At 63.9% G+C, this 22,455-nt stretch carries 18 protein-coding genes; 4 read left to right on the top strand and 14 right to left on the bottom strand.

Annotation, left to right across the window (positions count from 1 at the left end; genetic code table 11):
* Positions 1-18: 18 nt before the first annotated feature.
* The 6 genes from pip to B0E50_RS07660 form a co-directional block, all read right to left on the bottom strand.
* Positions 19-969, bottom strand: coding sequence for a prolyl aminopeptidase (pip, locus tag B0E50_RS07685; protein WP_077440615.1), 951 nt, complete (start codon positions 967-969; stop codon positions 19-21).
* Positions 970-994: 25 nt separating this feature from the next.
* Positions 995-2,698, bottom strand: coding sequence for an acid phosphatase (acpA, locus tag B0E50_RS07680; protein ID WP_077440614.1), 1,704 nt, complete (start codon positions 2,696-2,698; stop codon positions 995-997).
* Between the two features lie 24 nt (positions 2,699-2,722).
* Complete coding sequence (locus B0E50_RS07675) at positions 2,723-4,285, bottom strand: peptidase S10 (RefSeq protein ID WP_077440613.1); 1,563 nt, start codon at positions 4,283-4,285, stop codon at positions 2,723-2,725.
* A gap of 15 nt (positions 4,286-4,300) precedes the next feature.
* On the bottom strand, positions 4,301-5,866 hold the full coding sequence (locus B0E50_RS07670) for a peptidase S10 (RefSeq protein WP_077440612.1): 1,566 nt from the start codon (positions 5,864-5,866) through the stop codon (positions 4,301-4,303).
* A 159-nt stretch (positions 5,867-6,025) separates the two neighbouring features.
* A complete protein-coding gene (locus tag B0E50_RS07665) occupies positions 6,026-7,828 on the bottom strand; it encodes a CocE/NonD family hydrolase (RefSeq protein WP_077440611.1) in 1,803 nt (600 codons plus the stop codon).
* Between the two features lie 138 nt (positions 7,829-7,966).
* Positions 7,967-9,118 (bottom strand): helix-turn-helix domain-containing protein, encoded by a 1,152-nt coding sequence (locus B0E50_RS07660; RefSeq protein ID WP_077440610.1) that lies wholly within the window; start codon positions 9,116-9,118, stop codon positions 7,967-7,969.
* Between the two features lie 327 nt (positions 9,119-9,445).
* On the opposite strand from B0E50_RS07660, the gene B0E50_RS07655 reads away from it, so the two are divergent.
* The gene (locus B0E50_RS07655) at positions 9,446-10,369 is read left to right on the top strand and encodes a bestrophin family ion channel (protein ID WP_077440609.1); all 924 of its coding nucleotides are present in this window, start codon (positions 9,446-9,448) and stop codon (positions 10,367-10,369) included.
* A 12-nt stretch (positions 10,370-10,381) separates the two neighbouring features.
* Here the strand turns inward: B0E50_RS07655 and B0E50_RS07650 are convergent, their stop codons facing one another.
* Positions 10,382-10,882 carry an Lrp/AsnC family transcriptional regulator gene (locus B0E50_RS07650; RefSeq protein WP_077440608.1) on the bottom strand — a complete coding sequence of 167 codons (501 nt, stop codon included), beginning with the start codon at positions 10,880-10,882 and terminating at the stop codon, positions 10,382-10,384.
* A gap of 118 nt (positions 10,883-11,000) precedes the next feature.
* On the opposite strand from B0E50_RS07650, the gene B0E50_RS07645 reads away from it, so the two are divergent.
* Both B0E50_RS07645 and B0E50_RS07640 read left to right on the top strand, forming a co-directional pair.
* Entirely contained in the window at positions 11,001-11,921 is a 921-nt protein-coding gene (locus B0E50_RS07645; RefSeq protein WP_077440607.1) for an EamA family transporter, read from the top strand.
* 22 nt (positions 11,922-11,943) lie between these two features.
* Entirely contained in the window at positions 11,944-12,642 is a 699-nt protein-coding gene (locus tag B0E50_RS07640; protein ID WP_077440606.1) for a glutathione S-transferase family protein, read from the top strand.
* A 7-nt stretch (positions 12,643-12,649) separates the two neighbouring features.
* Here B0E50_RS07640 and B0E50_RS07635 read toward each other — a convergent pair whose 3' ends face one another.
* The 7 genes from B0E50_RS07635 to B0E50_RS07605 all read right to left on the bottom strand — a co-directional run bounded on the left by B0E50_RS07635 (position 12,650) and on the right by B0E50_RS07605 (position 21,159).
* Complete coding sequence (locus B0E50_RS07635; RefSeq protein ID WP_254427209.1) at positions 12,650-13,336, bottom strand: Pr6Pr family membrane protein; 687 nt, start codon at positions 13,334-13,336, stop codon at positions 12,650-12,652.
* Positions 13,299-14,009 (bottom strand): TMEM175 family protein, encoded by a 711-nt coding sequence (locus B0E50_RS07630; RefSeq protein WP_077440604.1) that lies wholly within the window; start codon positions 14,007-14,009, stop codon positions 13,299-13,301. The genes B0E50_RS07635 and B0E50_RS07630 overlap by 38 nt, the downstream gene beginning before the upstream one ends.
* Before the next feature lie 57 nt (positions 14,010-14,066).
* Positions 14,067-14,819, bottom strand: a complete 753-nt coding sequence (gene ubiE / locus B0E50_RS07625) for a bifunctional demethylmenaquinone methyltransferase/2-methoxy-6-polyprenyl-1,4-benzoquinol methylase UbiE (RefSeq protein ID WP_077440603.1) — start codon at positions 14,817-14,819, stop codon at positions 14,067-14,069.
* A gap of 54 nt (positions 14,820-14,873) precedes the next feature.
* Positions 14,874-16,247 (bottom strand): amidohydrolase family protein, encoded by a 1,374-nt coding sequence (locus B0E50_RS07620; protein ID WP_077440602.1) that lies wholly within the window; start codon positions 16,245-16,247, stop codon positions 14,874-14,876.
* Positions 16,248-16,339: 92 nt separating this feature from the next.
* Positions 16,340-19,000, bottom strand: coding sequence for a glycerol-3-phosphate 1-O-acyltransferase PlsB (gene plsB, locus B0E50_RS07615; protein ID WP_077440601.1), 2,661 nt, complete (start codon positions 18,998-19,000; stop codon positions 16,340-16,342).
* Positions 19,001-19,024: 24 nt separating this feature from the next.
* Positions 19,025-19,954 carry a hypothetical protein gene (locus B0E50_RS07610; protein WP_077440600.1) on the bottom strand — a complete coding sequence of 310 codons (930 nt, stop codon included), beginning with the start codon at positions 19,952-19,954 and terminating at the stop codon, positions 19,025-19,027.
* A 311-nt stretch (positions 19,955-20,265) separates the two neighbouring features.
* Complete coding sequence (locus tag B0E50_RS07605; RefSeq protein WP_077440599.1) at positions 20,266-21,159, bottom strand: HAD family acid phosphatase; 894 nt, start codon at positions 21,157-21,159, stop codon at positions 20,266-20,268.
* A 137-nt stretch (positions 21,160-21,296) separates the two neighbouring features.
* Between B0E50_RS07605 and B0E50_RS07600 the strand changes: the two genes are divergently transcribed.
* Entirely contained in the window at positions 21,297-22,328 is a 1,032-nt protein-coding gene (locus tag B0E50_RS07600; RefSeq protein ID WP_077440598.1) for an AI-2E family transporter, read from the top strand.
* Positions 22,329-22,455: the final 127 nt, after the last annotated feature.

Raw genomic sequence — 22,455 nt, 5'->3', positions numbered from 1 at the left:
TTTCTTGCGCGCGAAACTTCAGACGTAGCGATCGGCGAGCCTGTCGGTGGCCTGTACCAACTGATCGACGATCGCGGGCTCCGATGCGGCATGGCCGGCCAGCACGATGTGGAAATCGGCTTCCGGCCACGTCGCATGCAGGTCGCAGGCGCTTTTGGCGGGACAGATGATGTCGTAGCGGCCATGCACGATGGTGGCGGGGATGTGGCGGATCTTTGCCACGTCGCGTAGCAACTGATCGGGTTCGAACCAGCCGTGGTGGCGGAAGTAGTGAGCCTCGATCCGTGCCAGGCTCAGCGCGATGTCAGGCGCGGCGAAGCTCGCTTCGGTACCGGGGCTTTCCTCGAGTGTGATGCTGCCGCCCTCCCACGTGCCCCATGCCTGCGCGGCAGCGAGCCGCACCGTCTCGTCATCCGAGCTGAGCCGGCGCCAGTACGCCTCCATCATCTCGCCGTGTTCTTCCGGCGGGATCGCGGCGGCGTAACGCTGCCATTTCTCCGGCAGGATCCATGACGCACCGCCTTCCTCGTAGAACCAGCGGATCTCTTCCGGGCGGCACAGGAAGATGCCGCGCAGTACCAGGCCGAGCACGCGCTCGGGATGGGTTTGCGCATAGGCCAGTCCCAGGGTGGAACCCCACGAACCGCCGAAGACCACCCAACGCTCGATGTCGAGCTTCTCGCGGATCGTCTCGATGTCGGCGACCAGATGCCAGGTGGTGTTGTCGGTGAGGTTGGCGAACGGAGTGGACTTGCCGGCACCACGCTGGTCGAACAGCACGATGCGATAGCGCGCCGGGTCGAAGAAGCGCCGGTGATAGCTTGCCAGCCCGGCGCCCGGTCCACCATGCAGAAAGATCACCGGCAAGCCGGCGGGATTGCCGCACTCCTCCACATACAGCGTGTGGGTGGCATCGACCGCGAGGCGATGGGTCCGGTATGGCTCGATCTGGGGGTACATCTCGCGCATGACAGGGGTTCCTTTGATGCAGTGATCACACAGCGTCGAATTGCAGTGCCGCGGTGAGGTCGCCAGGTGGCGGACCGCCGGCGGCAATCATCGCCTCGTCGCGCAGCTTCAGGCCGGTCAGTTGCTTCAGGCCAAAGCGGCGGGTGATGAAGCGCAGGATCGATCCGGTGTCGTAGATGGTGTGATCGACGAAGCCCTTCTTCGCGTACGGCGATACGACCAGCGCCGGGATGCGCGAACCCGGCCCCCAGCGATCGCCCTTGGGTGGCGCCACGTGATCCCACCAGCCACCGTTCTCGTCCACCGTGACCACCACCAGCATGTGCGGCCACTGCGGACTTTTCTGCAAAGCCTCGGCCACCTTGGCAAGGTGACGGTCGCCGGCTTCCACGCTGGAGTAGCCGGCATGCATGTTGAGGTCGCCCTGCGGCTTGTAGAACGACACCGGTGGAAGCGTGCCCGCCTCGATCGCGGCGATGAAGTGATTGCTGTCGGCACTCTCGCCGATACCGGCATCGCGCAGGTGCTGCTGTCGTGCCGGTGTGCCGGGCGCGAAGCTGCGGAAGTAGTTGAACGGCTGATGATGGATCTGGAAGTTCGGGCTTTCCGGAAAGACGTGATGCTCGCCGTCGCCGTGTCCGTCCAGCGCGAGTTGCCAGCCGCCGGCGTACCAAGCCCAGTCGACCCCGGCATTCGACAGTGCATCGCCGATGGTCAGATGCACTTGCGGCGGCAGCGTGTTCGGGCTGTCGGCATCGGCCAGTTGCGGATCGTGCTTGTCATGGGTGAACGCCGGCGCGTAGGCCGGGCCGATCGTGTTCACTGCCCAGAAGTCGGGCGTCAGCGCATCGGGCGAGGCGAATTTGGCGCGACCTTGCATCGCGCTGGTTGGCGTATTGTCGGTCAGTATCGGGCGGAGTCCCGTGGGGTCGTCGCCTTCGACCTGGGCCAGCTGAAATTTTCCTGGCCGCTGGTCCGCGTTCGGGTAGAACGGCGGTTGCGCGGCAGCCAGGTATTGATGGTTGAGGAACGAACCGCCGAAGGCGCCCATGAAGAAGTTGTCGCACAAGGTGTACTGCTGCGCGAGCTGCCACAACTGCAGGTTGGTGGCGTTGTCGCCGTAGTGACCCATCACCATCGCGCCGGTATTGCCCCAGGCGACGAAACCATCATTCCTGCCGCCATTGATCTGCAGCTGGTTCTCGTAGAAACGGTGCACCAAGTCGCGTGTGACCACGCCGTGCGGCAATGCTTCGCCCGCTGGCGTATGCAGGGCAAAGGGACGATTGGGCAAGCCGGTGATGGCATCCTCACCGATCTGGTAGTGCCGCCCATCGACGACCTGTGCATGCGGCGCCAGACCACCCCAGATCGGCGGCAAGCTGGTGAGCAGGCTGCCGTCGCGGTCGCGCTGGCGGTATTCGGGCGAGTCGAGAGCTTTCAGCGGCTGCGCCAGCCCGGGGAAGTGCGCGAACAGGTTGTTGAAGCTGCGGTTCTCGGCGTACAGCACCACCACCTGCTGGATGTGTCGGCGCAGCAGGGCGTCGAGTGCATCGGCCGAGGGTTCGACGCTGCCGGATGCAGCAGGGCGGCTGCCATCCAGGCGGCAGCTGCCCAAGCTCAGCGCTGCACCGGCCAGTGCGATGCCGCCGAGCAGACGCCGGCGTTCGGGATTGGCCGGTGCCTCGTCGGGCGCTGGCGATTGCGGGTCAGCAGGCTTGTGGGTCATGTAATGAGTTTATGGAGAGAGTACTCAGGATTGTGGTGCCGTCTCATCGTAGAAGCGCGCCAGGTCCGCCTTGACCTGTTTCAGCGCATCCACGTCGAAATAGATCATGTGCCCGGATGGGTAGAAGCCGAACTCGATGTTCTTGCGGATCGCCGGGTCGAGGCCGAGATGGCCAAGGTCGAACTCGGTGGCATGGAACGGCGTGGCGAGGTCGTAATAGCCGTTGGCCGAGAACACCTTCAGATGCGGATTGCGACGCATCGCGTCGGCCAGGTCGGTGCCGACGTACGGTGCCTGGGTGAAGCCATGGCCGCCCTTGCGCTTCCAGTCCCAGCCGCGGTTGATCACACCGTAATTGTTCGGCAGATAGGCATGGTCACCGGTGTATTTCAGTTCGCTCTCGGCGTACTGGTTGAATGCGGCCAGATAGGCGCCGGTGGCGGCGTCGCTGGCGGCATCGCCGTCGGGGGTCTCGCCGGCGGCGTCCGGGTCGATACCCTCGAAACGGCCGTCCAGACGGCCGACCGTGCGGCGCTGGTCGCGCAGCAGCTCCTTGCGGAAGCGGCTCGGGTCGATGCGCAGGTTCGCTTCCTTGATGTAGGTCGGCGACAGGCCGATGTACTGGCTCAGCTGGTTGGCGATACGGTCGGCCTCGGCCGGTTCGATCGCGTCGCCCTTGGCCAGCGCCAGCGTGTAGTCGGTATCGGCGAAATGACGAACACCGGCGAGGAAGCTGGCGACATCGGCGGGCTTGTTCGGAATCTTGTTGTGATACCAGGCAATCGCCGCCTCGCTGGGCAGGTTGACGATGTAGGCGTGGTCGACGCCGGTGGCAGCCCAGACGTTGAAGTCGAGGATCGACGACATCAGTACGACACCGTTGAACTCCATGCCCTGGTCCTGCAGTACTTTCACCAGCACGGCAGAGCGAGTCGTGCCATAGCTTTCGCCGAACAGGAATTTCGGCGAGTTCCAGCGATGGTTGTCGCCGACGTAGCGGGTGATGAACTTGGCGAATGCATCGGCATCCTGGTCCACGCCGTAGAAGTCCTTGCCCTGTGCGGCGCCAACCAGCTGCGAGTAGCCGGTGCCGGGCGCGTCGATGAAGACCAGATCGGTCTTGTCGAGCAGGCTGTAGTCGTTCGGTACGGTCTCGTACGGCGGCGGCGGGATCGGCTGATCGCCGCGGTTGGCCACGCGCACCGGGCCAAATGAACCCATGTGCAGCCACATGCTGGATGAGCCCGGGCCACCGTTGTACATGAAGGTCACCGGTCGCTTGCCAGGCTTGCCGCTATCAGCGGTGTACGCGACATAGAACACGCTGACGGTGGGCTTGTCCTTGTCGTCCTTGATCAGCAAGGTGCCGGCGGTGGCCTTGTAGCTGATCGTGCGACCGCCGATGCGCACGCTGTGCTTGCTGGTCACGGCGTGCTCGCGCGGGATCGGCAGCTCGTCCTTCTTGCTGTCCTTGTCGGTCTGCGCGGTCTTGGCCGCATCCTTCGGCGTGTCGTCGTCGGCGTGTGCAGGAGCGCCCATGACCAGCAGCAGGGCGAGGGCGAGCGGGGCGAACAGAGATTTGTGCATGATGGCGATTCCGTATCAGCGCTGCGGAGCGGCATGGTCGTAGAAGGGCGCGAGGTCGGTCTTGAGCTGCTTCAGCGCGTCGGTGTTGAGATAGATCATGTGCCCCGAGGGGTAGTACAGGAACTGCAGGTTGCCACGCAGCGACGGGTCGAGATTCATGTGCGCGAGGTCGTACTCGGTGATGAAGAACGGCGTGGCAAAGTCGTAATAGCCGTTGACCGAGAGCACTTGGAGGTTCGGATTGGTGCGCATCGCATGGGCGAGATCGCCGGCCACGTAGGCCAGCGGCAGCGGCCGCCGCTCGCCGGCAGCCTGATGCTTCCAGTCCCAGTTCTTGCTGATCTCGCCGTAGGTCGGGCGGTAGTCGAGGTCGGTGTGGTAGTTGAGCTGCCCGTCGATGTAATCGTGGAACGCGCTGACGAACGCGCCGCTGATGCCGGTGTCGGAGGCGTCGTAATCCGGAGTCTCGCCGGCGGCATCGGGATCGGTACCGGTGAAGCGGCTGTCGTAGCGCCCCAGGGTCAGGCGCTGGTCGCGCAGCAGCTCCTTGCGGAAACGGCCGAGGTCGATGCGCAGGTTGGCTTCCTTGACGTACTGCACCGACAGGCCGGTATAGGCGGCGAGTTGCTGCGCCACGGCGTCGACCTGGGCGTCGGGGAGATTCTGCCCCTGCGCCAGCGCGGCGGCATACGGGCCCTGCGCCCAGGCGCGGACCTGATCAAGGAAAGCTTTCAGATCGGCTGGCTTGTTCGGACCGCTCTTGTAAGGCGTTTTGTTGTGGTACCAAGCCGCTGCCGCATAGCTAGGCAGGTAGCCGACATAGGTTTCGTCGTAACCCGGGATGCGGATGCCATAGTTGAGGATCGACGACATCAGGATCACGCCGTTGAACGCCATGCCCTTGTCCTGCAGCGCGTCGACCAGCGCAGCAGAGCGGGTGGTTCCATAGCTTTCGCCATAGAGGAACTTTGGCGAGTTCCAGCGCTTGTTCAAGCTGACGTAGCGCTGGATCGCGCGGGAAAATGCGGAGATGTCCTGATCCACACCCCAGAAGTCCTTGCCGGTGGCCTTGCCCAGCGGGCGCGAATAGCCGGTGCCGACCGCGTCGATGAAGACCAGGTCGGTCTTGTCGAGCAGGCTGTCGCTGTTCGGCACTAGATGATACGGCGGCGGTGCGGTGGCTTCGGGGCTGGCGGTCTCGATCCGTACCGGCGCGAACGAGCCCATGTGCAGCCACACGCTGGAGGAGCCGGGGCCACCGTTGTACAGGAACGTCACCGGCCGTTTTTCCGGCTTGCCGGTGTCGACGGTATAGGCCACGTAGAACACGCTGGCCTGCGGCTCATTCTTGTCGTCGCGGATGATCAGCGTGCCGGCGGTGGCGGTGTAACTGACCGAGTGGCCATGGATGCTGACGCTGTGCTTCGTGCGCGTGGCGGTTTCGGTGGCTGGTGCCTGCTTGCCGTCCTGGTTGGTTGCAGTCTTGGCATCCTTGCCGGCAGCGTGGTCCTGGGCATGAATGGCCGCCAGCGGCAGCAACGCCAGCGCGCTGCCCAGCAGCAAGGATTTCAGATGACGCATGCAACTCCCCTTGGTGGTCATTGGATCGAGTGAAACGCACCTTGGAGTATGCGTGCCGCGGTCGCGTCGTGACCGTGACAGAAGTACTAGGTGCCCCACGCCGCGCCGCTCGTGGGGAGACGGCTCGACATGGGGCGAAACCTCGCAGGCGAAGTCCCCTCAATCGCTCGCGTCGCTTTCTTTGGCAGCGATGGGCAAGTACAGGGCACTCGGATGCTCGCCATCGTGATAAAGCGTGACGGTGACAGTGCGCGCCTCTTTGCCGGATTCATCGGCCACGACGCCGCCGGAGTTGTAGTTCTTCTCGAAGAACTTCGAGTTCATCGGGCCGATGGCCAGTCGCAACCGGCTGCCCTTGCCGATGCGGCGTGCGATGAAATGCATGCTGTCGAAGTCATAGCGCTCGATGACGCCTGGCTTCGCCGGCATCGGCTCGCGCAGGCTCTTGCGGTAGCGGGCGCGCAATAGCTGCGAGTCCAGCTCGATGCTGCTGCCGTCTGGCTTGATCTCATACAGGTAGACCGCGATGTCCGTGTCCGGCTGGTCCAGCGAGAGCCAGAGATTCAGCTTCGGAAAGCCGGCAAGCTCGATCGCCTGCTGAAAGGCTGGCGTGTGGTAGACGAGGATTTTCCCCGACGCGCCGATCAAACCGCTCTGGTCGGTCAGGTCGGTATCGCTGCTTTCCGCAGGATCCCAGGCTGCAAACGACGTATCCAGCGGGTTGTAGACGTAATGATCGGGCTTCGCCGGCCCCCTGGGTACCGCAGCGGCCAACAGGCCTGACGCGAATACGCCATCATCGCTGCCACCTTGCGAGGTCAGGTACATGGGCCGCCACATGGTAGTGATCGCCTCGAGCGAGTCCGCGTAGCGCCAATCTTCGGCGCCCTTCCCGAGCATGTAGTAGGCCACCTTGTTCTTCAGCAGGGCAGGCTTGCTGCCACCCTTGAGCGTCCAGTCGTACCAGGCCTTGTTCAACCCGTTCATATCGATGACGCCGGCGGGGCCGAACTTGATGCCGGCGTATTCGGCTTTTGGCGTGCGCGTGCCAGCGTGGTCCCATGGGCCAATGACCAGGTAGTGCCGGTCCTTGGCCTTGGTCGAGGCATAACGGAAGTGATCCCGGTAGAACGAGAGGGCGCCCGGCTGGTCGTCGTCGTATTGGCCGGTGATGGTAAGGATCGGCAGATCGATCCTGGCGAACTGCGCCGCGCTTGGGCTGTAGCTGTCCCAGTACGTATCGGGCTGGGGATGTGCCAGCCAGGTCTGGAATATCGGCGAGGGGTTGCCGACGATGGTGTCGAGTTCCTTGAAGGGCCGCTGCGCCTTGTACCACTTGCCGAACTGGGCGGACCAGAAGGCTTGGTCGTCGAAGATGTTCTCCTGACTGGTGTGTCCGCTGGTCAGCGTCAGCCATTGGGTGTCATACGAGTAATAGACGTTTTGCACGAACGGGAAGTCGACGCCGGGTCGCGGGGACGCCACCGGGATGATGGTGGCCAGGTGCGGGGGGAATTCCTTGGCGGTGGCCCATTGGTCATAGCCCGCGTAGGAGCCGCCCCACATGGTGACTTTGCCGTTGCAGTAAGGCTGCGTGGCCAGCCATTCGACGATGTCGTAGCCGTCCTTGGCCTCTTGCAGCAGCGGCGTGAATTCGCCTTCGGAATTGCCGCGACCCCGCACGTCGATGGTCAGGAACACATAGCCGTGCTCCGCGAAATACATGCCGCGGTCGTGATAGGTCTCGGATATGTACGGCGTCAGCGTGAAGATGCACGGCAGGGGTGCGCGCTGATCCAGGGGGCGGTACAGGGTCGCGTTGAGCTTCGCGCCGTCCCGCAGGGGGATCTTCTGACCCCATTGAAAATCGACCGGATTGCCCGTGTCATCGGTCGCTGCGACGAACGTCGGCAAGGCGAGCCACAGCAACGAAGCGAGAACAACACGACGGCGCATCGACATCTCTGCACTCCTTCAACATGGGTGGCGCGGACACGGGGCGTATCTGCGGAGCTGGCCACCGAGCATCCGCAGCCGACCCGGCTCCGATGGGAGCAGACCGAGGGTGGCGTCTGCGTCCGAACGTGCCGGATCGGACGCTCAGGCAGTCGCTTCGCTTCCGAGATGGGCCAGGCGCCGGCATGCGCTGGGGGTGCGGCCGGTCATGCGCTTGAAAACGGCATTGAAGGTCGACTTGCTGCCGAAGCCGCAGGCAAGCGCGATCTCCAGGATCGTCCGGCGTTCGGTGGGATCGGTCAGGCAACGCTCCGCGGCGGCGATGCGAAAGCCGTTCACGAACTCGAAGAAATTTCGGCCAAGCCCCTGATTGAGCGCCTGCGAAATATAGTTGGGTGGCCAGCCACTCTGTTTGCTTAGAGCCTGCAGGTCAAATTCACTGTTGGTGTAGAGGTGCTGGTCGGCCATGAGCTTGGACAGCTCGTCGGCCATTTGGGCGCACTGCCCGGCATCCAGGGCGGAACGCGCGTATGGGGCGGAGCGATCCGGTTCGGCGGACGCGCACAGGTCCGCCAGGGGCGCCGGAACAAAGGTGCGTTGTCGAAGCCCGAACCAGGCCAAGATAAACAAGGCCACTGTGGTTAGGCAGCTCAGTACGATGCCGAGCCATGGACTTTCCTGCATGCCCATGATGCTGGGAATCCGGTCGATCGCCACCAGCGTCCAGATCACGCCGAACAACGAGAGCAACCGGCGCAGCCAGGTCAGTCGCAGCGCCACCTCGTCCGCGCTGGCCTGTTCAAGCCAGGGCCGGGCGCGGTAGGTGCGCTGCACCGCTGCGGCGAGGTACAGCACTCCTTGCAGGACCCACGCGTGGTAGACGATGTGCAGGGACAACAGGCCGGCCGGCGACTGGTCGAACGCAAACGTGGCATTGCCCAACGAAAGCAACAGTGCCAGCGCGTACGGCGCGATATGCCATGAACCGCGTCCCGCACGGAAAGACGTAGACGGCGAAGTCAACGCTACCGCGTAGGCGTACAGCGAGGGTCCGAGCAGGTAGGCCAGCGGCACGTTCACCGCATGGAGCCACCGCACTGCTTCGGCAGAGAGTGCATCGTGCCAGCCGACCTGGATCAGGCCGACCAGGCTGTCGATGGTCAGGCACGCAAAAAAAGCCGCCAGATAGCGCGAGGCACGCGCTTGTGCGGCACTGAATGTCAGCGCCGCCGCGAGTGCGCCCAAGCCGAGCATCACGGCCGTGCAGGCGAAATCCATTAAATCCGGCGAGTTCATGGGCGCCTTGGCCTGGGAATCTCAGCGTCCAGTGTCCATGAATCATTCGGTCTGTGTCATCCGGCAGTTCGCGGTTGCTTGTCATTCCTACGACAAGGCGCGCGCTGCGTCCCACATCGCGCGGGTCAGCGGACGGCTCGCATGAGAGTGCAGCACACGGTCAGCGTGGTACTGCCGGTGTGGATGGGTTTTCAGCGGGTGATCGGGCAGCGCTGGCTCTGGCGATGTTGTTGCGGACCTGGAGCGAACGCGAACCAAACGAGCGGGCCCGACATCGCCCATATACGAGGATAATGCGATTTCTCTTTTCGGCAACGCTGCGCGCTCATGATCGTTCGTCCGCATCTGCACTGGTTTCGCATGCTGCTCGCGTGGCGAGGTTCCGTCCTGCCGGAGCTACTGCCGCGCCTGCTCCTGATCCTGTGTATTTCATTGGTCGCCGTGGCGTGCCATGACCACATTTTCCATATCTCGATCAGCCTGAGTACGGCCCCGTTTTCGCTCGTCGGTATCGCGCTGGCGGTGTTTCTCGGCTTTCGCAACAACACGAGCTACGACCGCTACTGGGAGGCGCGCAAGCTATGGGGACAACTGCTGAACGAGACGCGCTCGCTGACGCGGCAAGCCCTCACTTTGCCGCGTGGCACGCTCGGCAGCGCCGACGCGCGCGAATTTGTCCAGGTGCTGACCGTGCTACCTCACGCGCTGCGGCATCAGTTGCGCGCGACGGATCCGCGCGACGATCTCGCGGCACGCCTGTCCTCGCCACTGTTCGAGCGGGTCATGGCATCGCGCTATCGCCCGGCGACGATCATGCTGTGGCTCGGCGAATGGGTGCAGCAACACGCACGCGAAGATGCGCTCGATCCGTGGGCGGTGCTTGCTTTCGATCGCAATCTCAATGGGCTGTCGGACGTGATCGGTGGGTGTGAGCGCATTGCCTCCACACCGCTGCCGTTTGCGTATTCAGTGATGATCCACCGCACGGTGTATTTCTTCTGCGCGCTGTTGCCGTTCGGGCTGGTCGATAGCATCGGGATCTTCACGCCGGTGTTCTCGGTTTTCGTCGCGTATACGTTCATGGCGCACGAGGCGATTGCCGCCCAGATCGAGGATCCCTTCGGCACCGAGGACAACGACCTGGCGCTCGGCGTGATGTCCTCGTTCATCGAAGACGCCGCGCACGATCTGCTGGGAGAGCCGGCGATTCCGGTGCGCGCGCCGACCAGGCAGGATTTCATCCTCGACTGAGGCCTTCTCGGCTCAGTCGCGTGACAGCGCACGGGCGGCGTCCCACATCGCGCGGGTCAGCGGGCGGTTGGTGTGTGGCGCCTGCAGCACGATCAAGGTGGTGGTGCTGATGCTGGCGTGGATTTTCAGCAGGCGGTCGAGTACGGCTTCCAGATGGCCGATCGACATCGCCACCACGCGCAGCAGCGCGGAATCCTCGCCGGCAAGACGACGACAGTCGATCACCTCGGGAATGTCCGCCACGATCTTGCCGATGCGTGCGCAGATGCCGCCGTCGCAGCGCAGGCGCACCATTGCGTCGATGCTGAAGCCCAGCCGCTTCGGTTCGATCACCGCGCGATAGCCGGCGATCACGCCCGCTTCCTCCAGTCGCTTCACGCGCTCGGCCACCGCTGGCGCGGACAGCCGCACCTTGCGGCCCAGCTCGGCGTAGCCGAGGCGCGCGTCCTGCTGCAGCGCCTCGAGCAGCTGCCAATCCTTGTTGTCCAATTCGGGTTTCGATTCAAAGGTCATATCGATAGTTCTCGATTCGTTCGATGGCGAAACATCAGGGGGACGATCCGATGCATTATTCATCAGCGCCATCGCCAAGACTAGGATGCGCACTTCCCAGCCTCGGAATCCGTTCCCCATGGACACCTCTGAGCGCCTTGACGGGCGCGCACTTTTCTACATCGGCATCGCGCTGCTGACCTGGTCATCGGCGTATGCCGCGATTGCCTATGCGCTGGCCTCGTTCACTCCGGGCGACGTGGCGTTCGCGCGGCTGGCGATCGGCTCGCTGTGCTTCGCCGTGTTGCTGCTGGTGAAACGTGTGCCGTTGCCGGCGCGGCGCGACTGGCCGCAGCTGGCGCTGCTCGGCGTGATCGGGCTGACCGCGTACCACCTGTGCCTCAACTACGCGGAAACGCGTATCGCCAGCGGTACCGCGGCGATCCTGATCTCGCTGGTTCCCGCGGCCACTGCCGCAGTGTCGGCGATCTGGGTGCACGAGCGTCTGTCCGCGCGTACGTTGATCGGGCTCGGCATTGCGCTGGTTGGCGTGGTGATGGTGGTGCTGGCCAGCGGCAAGCAGGTGAAGTTCGAGCCGATGGCAGCGCTGGTGTTGCTCAGTGTGCTCGCCTCGGCGATCTATTTCGTGGGGCAGAAGCCGCTGTTCACCCGCAGCAGCATGATCGGCGTCACCGCGTTCACGTTCTTCGCCGGGACACTCGGCACGCTGCCGTTTGGCTGGCATCTCCCGCAGGCGCTGCTGGGGGCGCCGGGATCGCATATCGCTGCGCTTCTATGGCTGGGCATCGCGCCCAGCTTCGTCGGCTATCTCGCGTGGAATGCCGCGCTTCGCCGTGCCTCCGCCTCGCAGGTGTCCAGCTTCATCTACTTCTCTCCACCGATCGCGGTGCTGATCGGCTGGGTGTGGCTGGGCGAGCGGCTCACCGCGTTGACCCTCATCGGCGGCGTGATTACGGTCGTTGGCGTGGTGCTGGCGAACGCGCGGCGACGACTGGTGCCGGCTGTGCCGGTGACCCACGAACCCTGCGAACAGAACTAGGCCATCCGGGAAGGACCTTGACATGTACGAGCTGCATATCGCCAATAAGAATTACTCGTCGTGGTCGTTGCGGCCGTGGCTGCTGCTGAGTGAACTCGGCATTCCGTTCGAGGAACGGCTGGTGTCATTCGCGCCCGGCACCGGATCGAGCTGGAGTGCCTTCCGCGCATTCTCGCCGAACGGCAAGGTGCCGTGTCTGCGCGACGGCGACACGGTGGTGTGGGATTCGCTCGCGATCACCGAATACCTGGCCGAGCGTCATCCCGGTGTGTGGCCAGCCGATCCGAAGGCGCGCGCATGGGCGCGCTGCGCGGTCGCCGAAATGCATTCGGGCTTCAGCGCCCTGCGCACGTATTGCGCATTGAGTTGCGGTTTGCGCATCCGCCTGCCGGACGATCTGCCCGTAGCGTTGCGCAGCGATATCGCGCGCATCGAGGAGCTGTGGAGCGAGGGTCTGGCACGCTACGGTGGGCCATTCCTGACGGGCAACGCGTTCGGTGCAGTCGATGCGTTCTTCGCACCGGTGGCTTTCCGCATCCAGACCTATGGCCTGACGCTGGGCGATGCGGCGACTGCCTACGCGCAGCGCCTGCGCGAACTGCCGCCGATGCGTCGCTGGTATGCCGACGCGCTGCAGGAGAGCTGGCGCGATGCGGAGCATGAAGAAGAGGTGAAGCGGTTTGGCACCGTGCTGGCGGACTTGCGCGTGCCGGCAGGGTGATGTCGTTTCAGGGCCGCTCTGCCAGTGGCGCGGCCTTGCTGGCGCGCCGCACCTGCCAGCGTCCCAGCGCGACCAGCAGCAACGCGACCGCGACGAACACCAGCAGCACCGCGCAGGCATCGACCAGCACGAGCAGGTAACCCAGCTTGGTGACGTCGAGGAACGGATACGGATACCAGTGATCCACCGCGCCGCGTATCAGCACGTAGGCGAAATAGGCGGCCGGATACAGCTGCCAGTGAATGACTTGCGGCCAGCGCAGCGTCGCCTTCGGCACCGCCAGCCACCAGTACAGCAGGAACAGCACAGGCATCATCACATGCAGGGTGTTGTCGGCGACGATCTGCCAGCCGTGTGGCTGCCATAGCTGGCGCAGCATCAGGTTGTAGATGGCCGCGACGATGACGATGCTCATCGCGATCGCGGTATGCACATCGGGTCGAACGAAGAAGCGGCTGACTGCACCATGCGGGCCATATGCGGCTGCCGTCAGCGCCATCGCCACCAGCACGTTCGTCAAAATGGTGAAGTAACCGAAATAGATCCACACTCCAGCCAGCGCACCTTGCCCGTTCGCGATCGTCAGCTGGATCGATAGCCACAATTGCAATGCAAGCGCGAGCCACCCCAACAGGGCGGCGGCAGCGACAAGCGGACTACGCGATGGCATCGGTGGCGGTGGCGACGGGTTCATGAGGTGGGACGCCTTGTGTGATGGGCGCTGCAGGATCGTCGCTGGTCGGTGCCATCCGTGATTTCTCCGCCCGGACGCGGGCGAGGTGCGCAAACAGCCGTGTCAACAGCGGAATACTCAGCAACACGATGTTGTTCAAGGCGGGAATGAACCACGCCAGTACGAGCGATAGCCCCGCTGCCACGGGCAGGCCCCATGCTCGTCCCAGCACGCCGGCGACATCCACGGGCCCTAGTTCTGGCTGCAGGTACGCAGCCTGCAATGCGCGACCGAACAGCCAGCGCTGGATCAATGCGACCAACAGCAATGTCGCTGCGTAGAACATTTCCGCCACGCGTGACAGTGGGTTCGCGCTCATCAATGCCGTGGCAAACGGCATGAATGCGATCACCATCAACTGCAGCATGTTTGGCACCATCACGCCGCGGCTGTAGCCGACCAGCATGCCGAATACCCGGTGATGCGCTGCCCATAGCGCGCCGATCACCAGGAAACTCAGGATGAACCCGAAAATGCTCGGGCGCAGAGCGGCGAGCTCGGCGAGAAATGTGCGGTCGTCGACCACGCCGAGATGCGGCACGTGAATCTCGATCACCAGCAGCGTGATCGCGATGGCGAACACGGCGTCGGAAAAAAAGGTCAGACGCTCGAGCTGTGTGGCGTTGTTGCTCATCGGGTCACTTCCTGTTGCTCGACGTTGTTGCTTGAATAGCTGGCGATGGATCGCGGGTCAGAATTTGTAGGCTCGGTGGATCGCCACCACGCCGTTGGTCAGGTTGCGCACTTCCACGCGGCCGAAGCCGGCGTGCTCCATCATGCTTTTCAGGGTTTCCTGGTCCGGATGCTTGCGGATCGACTCGGCGAGATATTGGTAGCTGTCGGCATCGCCGGCAAACAGCTGGCCCAGCTTCGGCAGGATCCTGAACGAGTGGAAATCGTAGAGCTTGCTGAAAACTTCGCTCTGCACCTTGGAGAACTCCAGCACCAGCAGGCGGCCGCCGGGCTTGAGCACGCGGCAGATGTCGGCCAGCGCCTTGTCCTTGTCGGTGACGTTGCGCAAGCCGAACGCCATGGTCACTGCATCGAACGAATTGTCCGGGAACGGCAGCACTTCGGCATTGAGCTGGGCCCAGCGCAGGCCCGATACCAGACCACGATCGGTCATGCGGTCGCGACCGACGCCGAGCATCGCCGCGTTGATGTCGCCGACCACCACTTCGCCCGCGTCGCCGACCACCGGTTTGAGCAGGGCGGCGATGTCGCCGGTGCCACCGGCCAGGTCCAGCACGCGGTCGCCGCGCCGTACGCCGCTGATCGCCACGAAGTGGCGCTTCCACAGCCGATGCACACCGAACGACATCAGATCGTTCATCAGGTCATAGCTGTGTGCGACCGAGGTGAATACCTGGCCGACCAGCTTCTGCTTGTCGCCGACCGGTACATCGCGGAAGCCGAAATGGGTGGTTTTGGGCTGCTCGTTCATGGGTGCGATGTTACAGGATCGGGCCGGTTCCTTCGGAAACCGGCCTCCAGTGGCTTACTGGGCGACCGGCTTGCCGGCTTCCTTGTAGACCACGCCGTCCTTCATCACGAAGCTGACGCGCTGCATCGCGGTGATGTCGTCCAGCGGGTTGCCCGGCACGGCGATCACGTCGGCGTGGCGGCCCACCGCGATCTGGCCGAATTCATCCTGCTTGTGCAGCAGTTCGGCGGCATGCGTGGTGGCGGCCTGCAGCACGAACATCGGCGGCATGCCGGCCTGCACCATGTACTCGAACTCCTTCGCGTTCTCGCCGTGCGGATAGACCCCTGCGTCGGTGCCGAAGGCGATCTTCACCCCGGCCTTGTAGGCCTTGCCGGCGGTGGCCTGGATGATCGGCCCGACCTGCTCCGCCTTGGCCTTGACCTGCGGTGGATACCAGCCTTCCCGTGCTTTTTCCTCGGCGAACTTGCCGGCGATGATGGTCGGCACGTACCAGGTGCCGTGTTCCTTCATCAGCTTCATGTCTTCGTCATTCATGAAGGTGCCGTGCTCGATCGAATCGACGCCCCCAATTACCGCACGGCGGATCGCCTCGGCGCCGTGCGCATGTGCGGCCACGGTGAAGCCGTAGTCGTGTGCGGCGGCGACCACGGCCTTGATCTCGTCCAGCGTCATCTGCGCGTTGTCGGCACTGCTGCTTTCATCGAGCACACCGCCGGACGGCATGATCTTGATCAGGTCGGCGCCGTCCTTGTAATGCTGGCGCACAGCCTTCCAGGCGTCCTCGGGCGAGTTGATGATGCCGTCCTTCGGATCCGGATCGCCCTGCAGATCCCAGCGATAACCGTCGGTTGGGTCGGCGTGGCCGCCGGTGGTGCCGATGAACTGGCCGGCACTGAAGATGCGCGGTCCCGGCACGAGCCCGGCATTGATCGCATTGCGCAGGGCGATAGATTCGTTGTGCTCGTCGCCGACGTTGCGCACCGTGGTGAAGCCGGCCAGCAGGGTGCGCCTGGCGTAGACCGTACCCAGGATCGCGTAGTCGGCGGGATTGAGGCGGAACTGGTCGCTGTAGGTGCTCTTGCTGAATTGCATGGTCAGGTGCACGTGCGAGTCGATCAGGCCGGGCATGCAGGTGGCATCGACCAGCTTGACGTACCGGAACGCATTGCCGGCGTCGCTCGCTGCCTTCCGGTACGGATCAGTGTCGATCGCCCCGGCATGCATTTCCTTGATGTGGCCGTCCTCCACCACCAGCGTGGTCTCGCCGAGCATCCTGCCGGCGGCAGGGTCGAGCAGACGCGCACAATCGAGCACGCTGACCTGGTGCGCGTCGGCGTCGGCGCGGGTCGGCGCATCGGCGCTGGCGGCGACAAGTGGCAGACACGACAGAATGGCGGCCATAAGCCGGCGGCGATGCGTAGTCATGGGTAAGCCCCTGAGTGGCGGTGCGGCCATCCTACCCGGCCGCGCCGTATCACGCTCGCTGCCAGTCACTTGCGCTTCCGGCGTCTGGCCTTCTAGGCGTCCGGTGTCCCGCGGCGATCGCTGCCGGTGCGTCGCTCGTGCTCGTGTTGTTCGGCATCGACATGACGCCGGTGCAGATCCGTTGCCGAGGCATCTTCAGGTAGCAGGCTCGTTTGCACCGCTACCGCTTTCGTTGCGTCGGCCTGATTTTCCGTAGCCTGATCCTTTTCTCCGCCAGGCGTGATCTTGAGGATCGAGTGGCGTACCTCGCGCGACAGGATCACCTTGGCGTCGCGCACGATGCCTTCCAGTGCGCTGGCGTAGTCGAGCTTGCCGGCGTCGTCGGTCCACACGATGCGGCGTTCGCGCAGCTTCTGGATGAAGCCGCGGAAGAGTGCCTTGTCGAAGAACTCCGGCGCCGACAATTCGTTGAGCAGGCTCAGCCGCTGGGCGGTGAGTGCGCAGGCGTTCTCGAGCTCGGCACCGGTCATCGTGTGCGGACCGTTCTTGGCCAGCGCAGCGATGGTGATGTAGTAGCGCTCGAATGCCTGGATCAGGCTGCGCGCGATCACCTTGAGCTGGAAGGCGCTGTCGTCCTGACCCGGAGCGCGTTCCAGCACGCGGCCATCACCGGTCGACTCAAGCATTCCGCGGCGCACGAAGAAGTCGATCGTCGCCTGCAGCTGTGCGCCAAAACCTTCCTCATCCCACGGCAGGAACAACTCGCCCTGGATGAACGGATAGATGATCTTGCCCAGCCGCAGCACCGAGGCGCGCGACATGCGGCGGTTGTTGAGGAAACAGCAGGCCACCCACGCGGCGGCGGCATTGAGGTGCAGCACGTTGTTGCGGAAATAGCTGAGCAGCACGGCCTGCTCGCCGGTGGCGGTGAGCACGTCACCCAGCGGGTGCTGCACGCGCTGGATCCAGCCCATCTGCTCGCCGTAGGCGATGATCCCGGCCGGGTTCATCGGGGTTAGCGTGATGCGATCGGAATACGGCAGCTCCTCCAGCATGGCCTTGCTCAGTTCAAGCTGGGCCAGCAGGTCGCTCTCGGCCATCGCATGCTTGGGGGTGGCGAGCAAGGCGAGCGCGAGCAGGTTGATCGGATTGACGTCGGCAGCGCGGTTGATGTTGATCTGGATCTGTTCGGCGAGCTTGTCGACCACGCTGTTGAGCCACTCCGGCTTGGCGTCCGGATCGGCGCTGGTCGCGCGCCAGTCGGCGCTGGCAGCATCCAGCAGCGGGGTCAACTCGATGGGCTCACCAAAGTTCAGCGCCACGTGACCATAGCGCTGGCGCAGCACCTTCAGCCCGCGCAACAGGCCGAGCAGGGATTCCTTCTCTTTCGGCTTGCCGCTGAGCTCGCCGGTATAGCTCTTGCCTTCCATCAGCTTCTCGTAGCCGATGTATACCGGCTGGAACAGTACCGGCCGGCGCGGCGCACGCAGGAAGGCACGCACGGTCATCGAGAGCAGGCCGCCGCGTGGTGCCAGCAGGCGACCGGTACGCGAGCGGGTACCCTCGGTGAAGTATTCGATCGGCACGCCGCGGTCTATCAGCTGTGCCATGTATTCCTTGAACACGACCGAGTACAGCGGATTGCCGGTGAAGCTGCGGCGCATGAAGAACGCGCCGCCGCGGCGCAGGATCGGCCCGATCGCCGGGAGGTTGAGGTTCACGCCGGCGGCGATATGTGGCACCACCACGCCGGACACGTGCAGCTGATAGCTCATCAACAGGTAATCGGCGTGGCTGCGATGGCTGGGAACGTAGACCACCTCGTAGCCGGGCGCGGCAGCGCGGGCCTTGTCGAAGTGGTGCATGGCGATGCCGTCGTACAGCTTGTTCCAGAAATTCGACAGCAGGAACGACACCGAACGCACCACCGGATGCGAGTAATCGGCAGCGATTTCCATGACCAGCTTGTGCGCCTTGCGCCAGGCCTTGGCGTGGCTGATCTTTTCCTTGGCGGCGCTGGCAGCGATCGCGGCACGCACCGGTTCGGCGTTCAGTACCGCATCGACGACAGTGCGTCGATGCGACAAGTCCGGGCCGATCACGGCGGCGCGGATGCGATGGAAATGGGTACGCAGCACCCGCGCGATCTTGCGCGTGAAGCGTTCCGGCGCGATCTCGCCGGATTCGGCCAGCACGCTGCGCAACGATACCGGCGCGGAGAAGTGCACGACGGTGTCACGCCCGTTCAGCAGCAACGCCAGCATGCGGCGGAAACGGCCGACCACCACCCAGTTTTCCGAGAACAGCACGCGGAACCAGCCGCTGTCGCGATTCGGCGCGCGGCCGACATAGATCGACACCGGCACGATCTGGATATCACGTTCCGGCATGCCTTCCAGCGAGCGCACCAGTTGACGCAGCGGTTCATTCGGCGCGCGTTTGCGGTTGCGCCCGAAGATCCAGCCGTCGCGCCGCGCCAGCGCAAACACCGAGCGTCGGCGGCGGGTACCGGCCAGCGCCTGCATCGGGTTGGGCAGGCCGGCCTCGCGGCACGCTCGCTGCAGGATCAGCGCATCGGAAAACCCATCGCGTTCGATCACATAGCAGACCGGCACACCGGCCTGCAGCAGGGCGGCCGGTTCGGCCGGGTCGCGGCGGATGCGCACCCAGGGCTGCAACAGCTGCCCGGCCAGGTTGAACCACCAGGGGGCACGCTGGCGTACAGGGGAGTCCGCGGTATGGATATTCGGCATCCGTCTATTCTAACGGGGCGATGTTCAGTCTTTTGTTGGCGCGGTGCCGGCAGCGGCCGGTGTGCTGGCGCTTCCGGCCGGCGGCTGGCTCACCTGCTGATGCGATTTGCGTACGTTGTTCAGCATGTCCTCGCTGTACCAGCGGCCGTTTTCCTCCACCAGGGTCGATTCGGTCGACAGCGGTTTGCCCAGCAGGGTGTAGTCGATCTTCACCACGGCGCGGCCGTTGCTGCTGGACAGCGGGGTGAGCTTGACCGAATTCAGCGTGTCGTCCACTGACAGGCCATAGATCGCCAGCAGCTGCTTGACGCCGCCGAAGCCGGTCGAGTACTTCGCCATCGTGGTGTCGAAATCCATGCTGCGCAGCTGGTCCGGGCTCTTCAGATCCAGCTTGCGGGCGGTGGCGACGGCCACGGCGATGGCCTGCTTCGCCCTGGACTGGTCGAACCACGGCGTCTGTTGTGCCCACGGCGTGAGCACGTCGAGCGCGCTGCCGGCCTGGGCCTTTTGTGCGTCGGTGAGGTTCTTGTTCTGGGCGACGCCGCTTTTCAGGAAGGCCTCACCGACACTGATCAGTACCGGGACCTGGTCCTTGTATTGCTGTTCCATCGCGGTCAGCTTCGGCTGCAGCTCGCTGTACAGCTTGTTTTCGGCATCGGGCGCGGTGAGTTGCTGCATCGATTCGGTGAACTTGGCACGATCCTGGGCAGTGACGGGCTGCGCGTTCTGCGCCTTGCTCCAGTCCGCGCGCAGGTTGGCGTAGTCGGCTGGCGGCAGGGCGTGTTTCCACAGGCCATCGAGATCATTGGTCTTGAGCAGGTCGATCGAGCCCTGCAGGGCCGCTTCCGGTGTGCTGCCGCCTGCTTGCGATGCATCGTCCTTGCCGTGGCAAGCGCTCAGCAGCAGCGCGGCAAATAGCGGCAACAGGACGTAACGAAAGGTGGGCAGACGCATGGGGCTCTCGCGATAGGGCGGGCAGGGGCACGCTGGTGCGGCGTGGTGAGCGGGCAGGGTAAGGGCCACGTCGGCAGGGAACAAGGCCAGACGCAAGATTTCGCGTCGCGAATGGCTGCGCCAGATAAAGAAAACCCCGCGGGCGCTGGGCCTCACGGGGAAATCCGGCTGAGCCGGAAGGGAAATGGCCTTGCCTGCAAAATTTTTGGTCAGCAGGTGTTGGCGGGTAAATATTACTTGTTCGTTAAAGTTAAGGCAACACTTTTGTTTGTCACTATAAATATTTGTTTTAACAACAAATTATCGTCTAATTACCGGTAGCGCAGTGCGTCGATCTTCTCCTGCCGCCGCTGCTGCACCGGTGCGCTCCAGTCGTTGTTGAACAGCGCCGGCTCCCACGAGCCGTAGGTGGGGTTCGGCAGCACGAACCAGCGGGTGCCGATCCACGGCAGGTAGTCGGCGACCGCCTTGCGGCGGCCATCGGCAGTGTTGGCGAGCACGTCGACGAAGTCGCCGATCTGATCGCCGAACTGCATCAGCACGCGGTAATGCCGGGCAATCAGCTGGCGCCGGCAACCCTTCTCGGTGCCGACCTGTTCGCAGCCGTCAAGCACCGTGCCGAGGCCGAGAAAGGCCTGCGGACCGCTCACTGGAAACCCCACCTTGTTCAGATTGGCCAGGGTAACCTGGTCCAGGTCCTTGGCGCGGTTGGAGATGTAGATCACCGCGATGCCATGGTCTGCCGCGAACCGGGTGAATTCGACCGCGCCAGGCAACGCCCGGGCCTGCTGCTCCTTGCACCAGGCGGCCCAGTCGGCCTCGTTGAACTCGCCGCCACTTCGGATCACGCGCGCCTGGTATGGCGAGTTGTCCAGTGCAGTCTCGTCGATGTCCAGTATCACGGCTGGCTTCAGCCCCTTGATCGGCGTGGTCCGGTCTGCCTTGTCCAGCGCATCCCACTGTTTGTCGTGCAGTGCGGCCAGCAGGCGCGATTCGGCGTCCCGGTAAGTCTGCAGATAGATCAGATCGTGCTCGATCGCCGTCTGGCTCCATGCCACCGCATTCAGGTTGTCATTGGCGGCGACCCCGGCAGCGACCGGCGGTGGCTGGGGTGCAGGCGTTGTGGCGACGGGATGCGATGGCGCGACGGCACAGCCCGCAAGCAGGGTGAACAGGGCCAGAGCCGAAGGCAGGCGAACAGACATGCAGTAATCCTTGGACGAAAAGTCGTGACAATGCGTGGAGTTTACGACAGCCGCATTTCAGAACCGGCTGGCCGGGGTTGGCAGCTTTCGTGGGCTGCTGACAGACTGCTTGTCCCGACACTCCTGGTGCGACCTGCATGAATTCTCCGAAGCCGGCACCACGCGAACCATCATCGGCGATCCGCCATGCGAGCTACCTGCTGGCGGCGCTGGCGTTGCTGTCCGTCCTCGAACTGCACCTGCTGTCGGCATTGCTGGCCGGCCTGCTGGTCTACGAGCTGGTGCAGGCGATGACGCCGTTGCTCGGCAAGCGCATCTCCGGCGACCGCGCGCGGGTCGTGGTGGTGGCTGTGCTGGGGGCGATCGTGGTGGGCCTGCTGATCGTGCTGATTCTTGGTGCGATCAGCTTTCTCCGCAGCGAGATCGGCAATCCCGAGCTGCTCTGGCAGCAGCAATTGATGCCGCTGGTGGAAAAGGCCCGTCAGCAATTGCCTGCGATGCTGGTCGATCACCTGCCGGACAGCGTCGATGACCTGCGCGAGGGTGCGGTCGATCTGGCACGCAAGCATGCGGTGGCCCTGCAACTGGCCGGCAAGGGCGCGGCGCGGTTGTTCGTGCACATCCTCATCGGTCTGGTGCTCGGCGCAATCATCGCACTCGGCCGTGCCCGTCCGGCGCACCAGGTCGGCCCGCTGGCCGCAACGCTGGGGCTGCGCTGCCAACGGCTGGCCGAGGCGTTCCACAACATCGTGTTCGCGCAGATCAAGATTTCGCTGATCAACACGGTGTTCACCGCGATCTTCCTGCTTGGCGTGCTGCCGCTGCTGGGCATCCATGTGCCGCTGGCAAAGACACTGGTGGTGGTGACCTTCATCGTCGGCCTGCTGCCCGTGGTCGGCAACCTGCTGTCCAACACCGCCGTCACCGTTGCCGCCTTGTCGGTGTCGCTCGGGGTGGCCATCGCCGCGCTCGGCTTCCTGATCCTGATCCACAAGCTGGAGTACTTCCTCAACGCGCGCATTGTCGGCACCCAGATCAACGCCAGTGCGTGGGAGTTGCTGATTGCCATGCTGTTGATGGAGGCCGCCTTCGGCCTGCCCGGCCTGATCGCCGCGCCAATCTATTACGCCTATCTGAAGAGTGAGCTGGTAGCAGAAAGGCTGATCTGAGTACCCCTCGAACCGTCGTTTCTTTCATGCCGCAAGATTCAGCAGAAATGCAGGATCATGAGGAATACGTGAAGAAATTGTTGCAAGTTCTTGCGTATGCGTGTTAGAACTTTACGGGTCATGAATC

The sequence above is a fragment of the Rhodanobacter sp. C01 genome (genome assembly GCF_002001045.1).
Lineage (GTDB): Bacteria > Pseudomonadota > Gammaproteobacteria > Xanthomonadales > Rhodanobacteraceae > Rhodanobacter.
The sequence above is the reverse complement of the archived record's forward strand: the minus strand, read 5'-3'. Positions and strand labels throughout refer to the sequence as shown.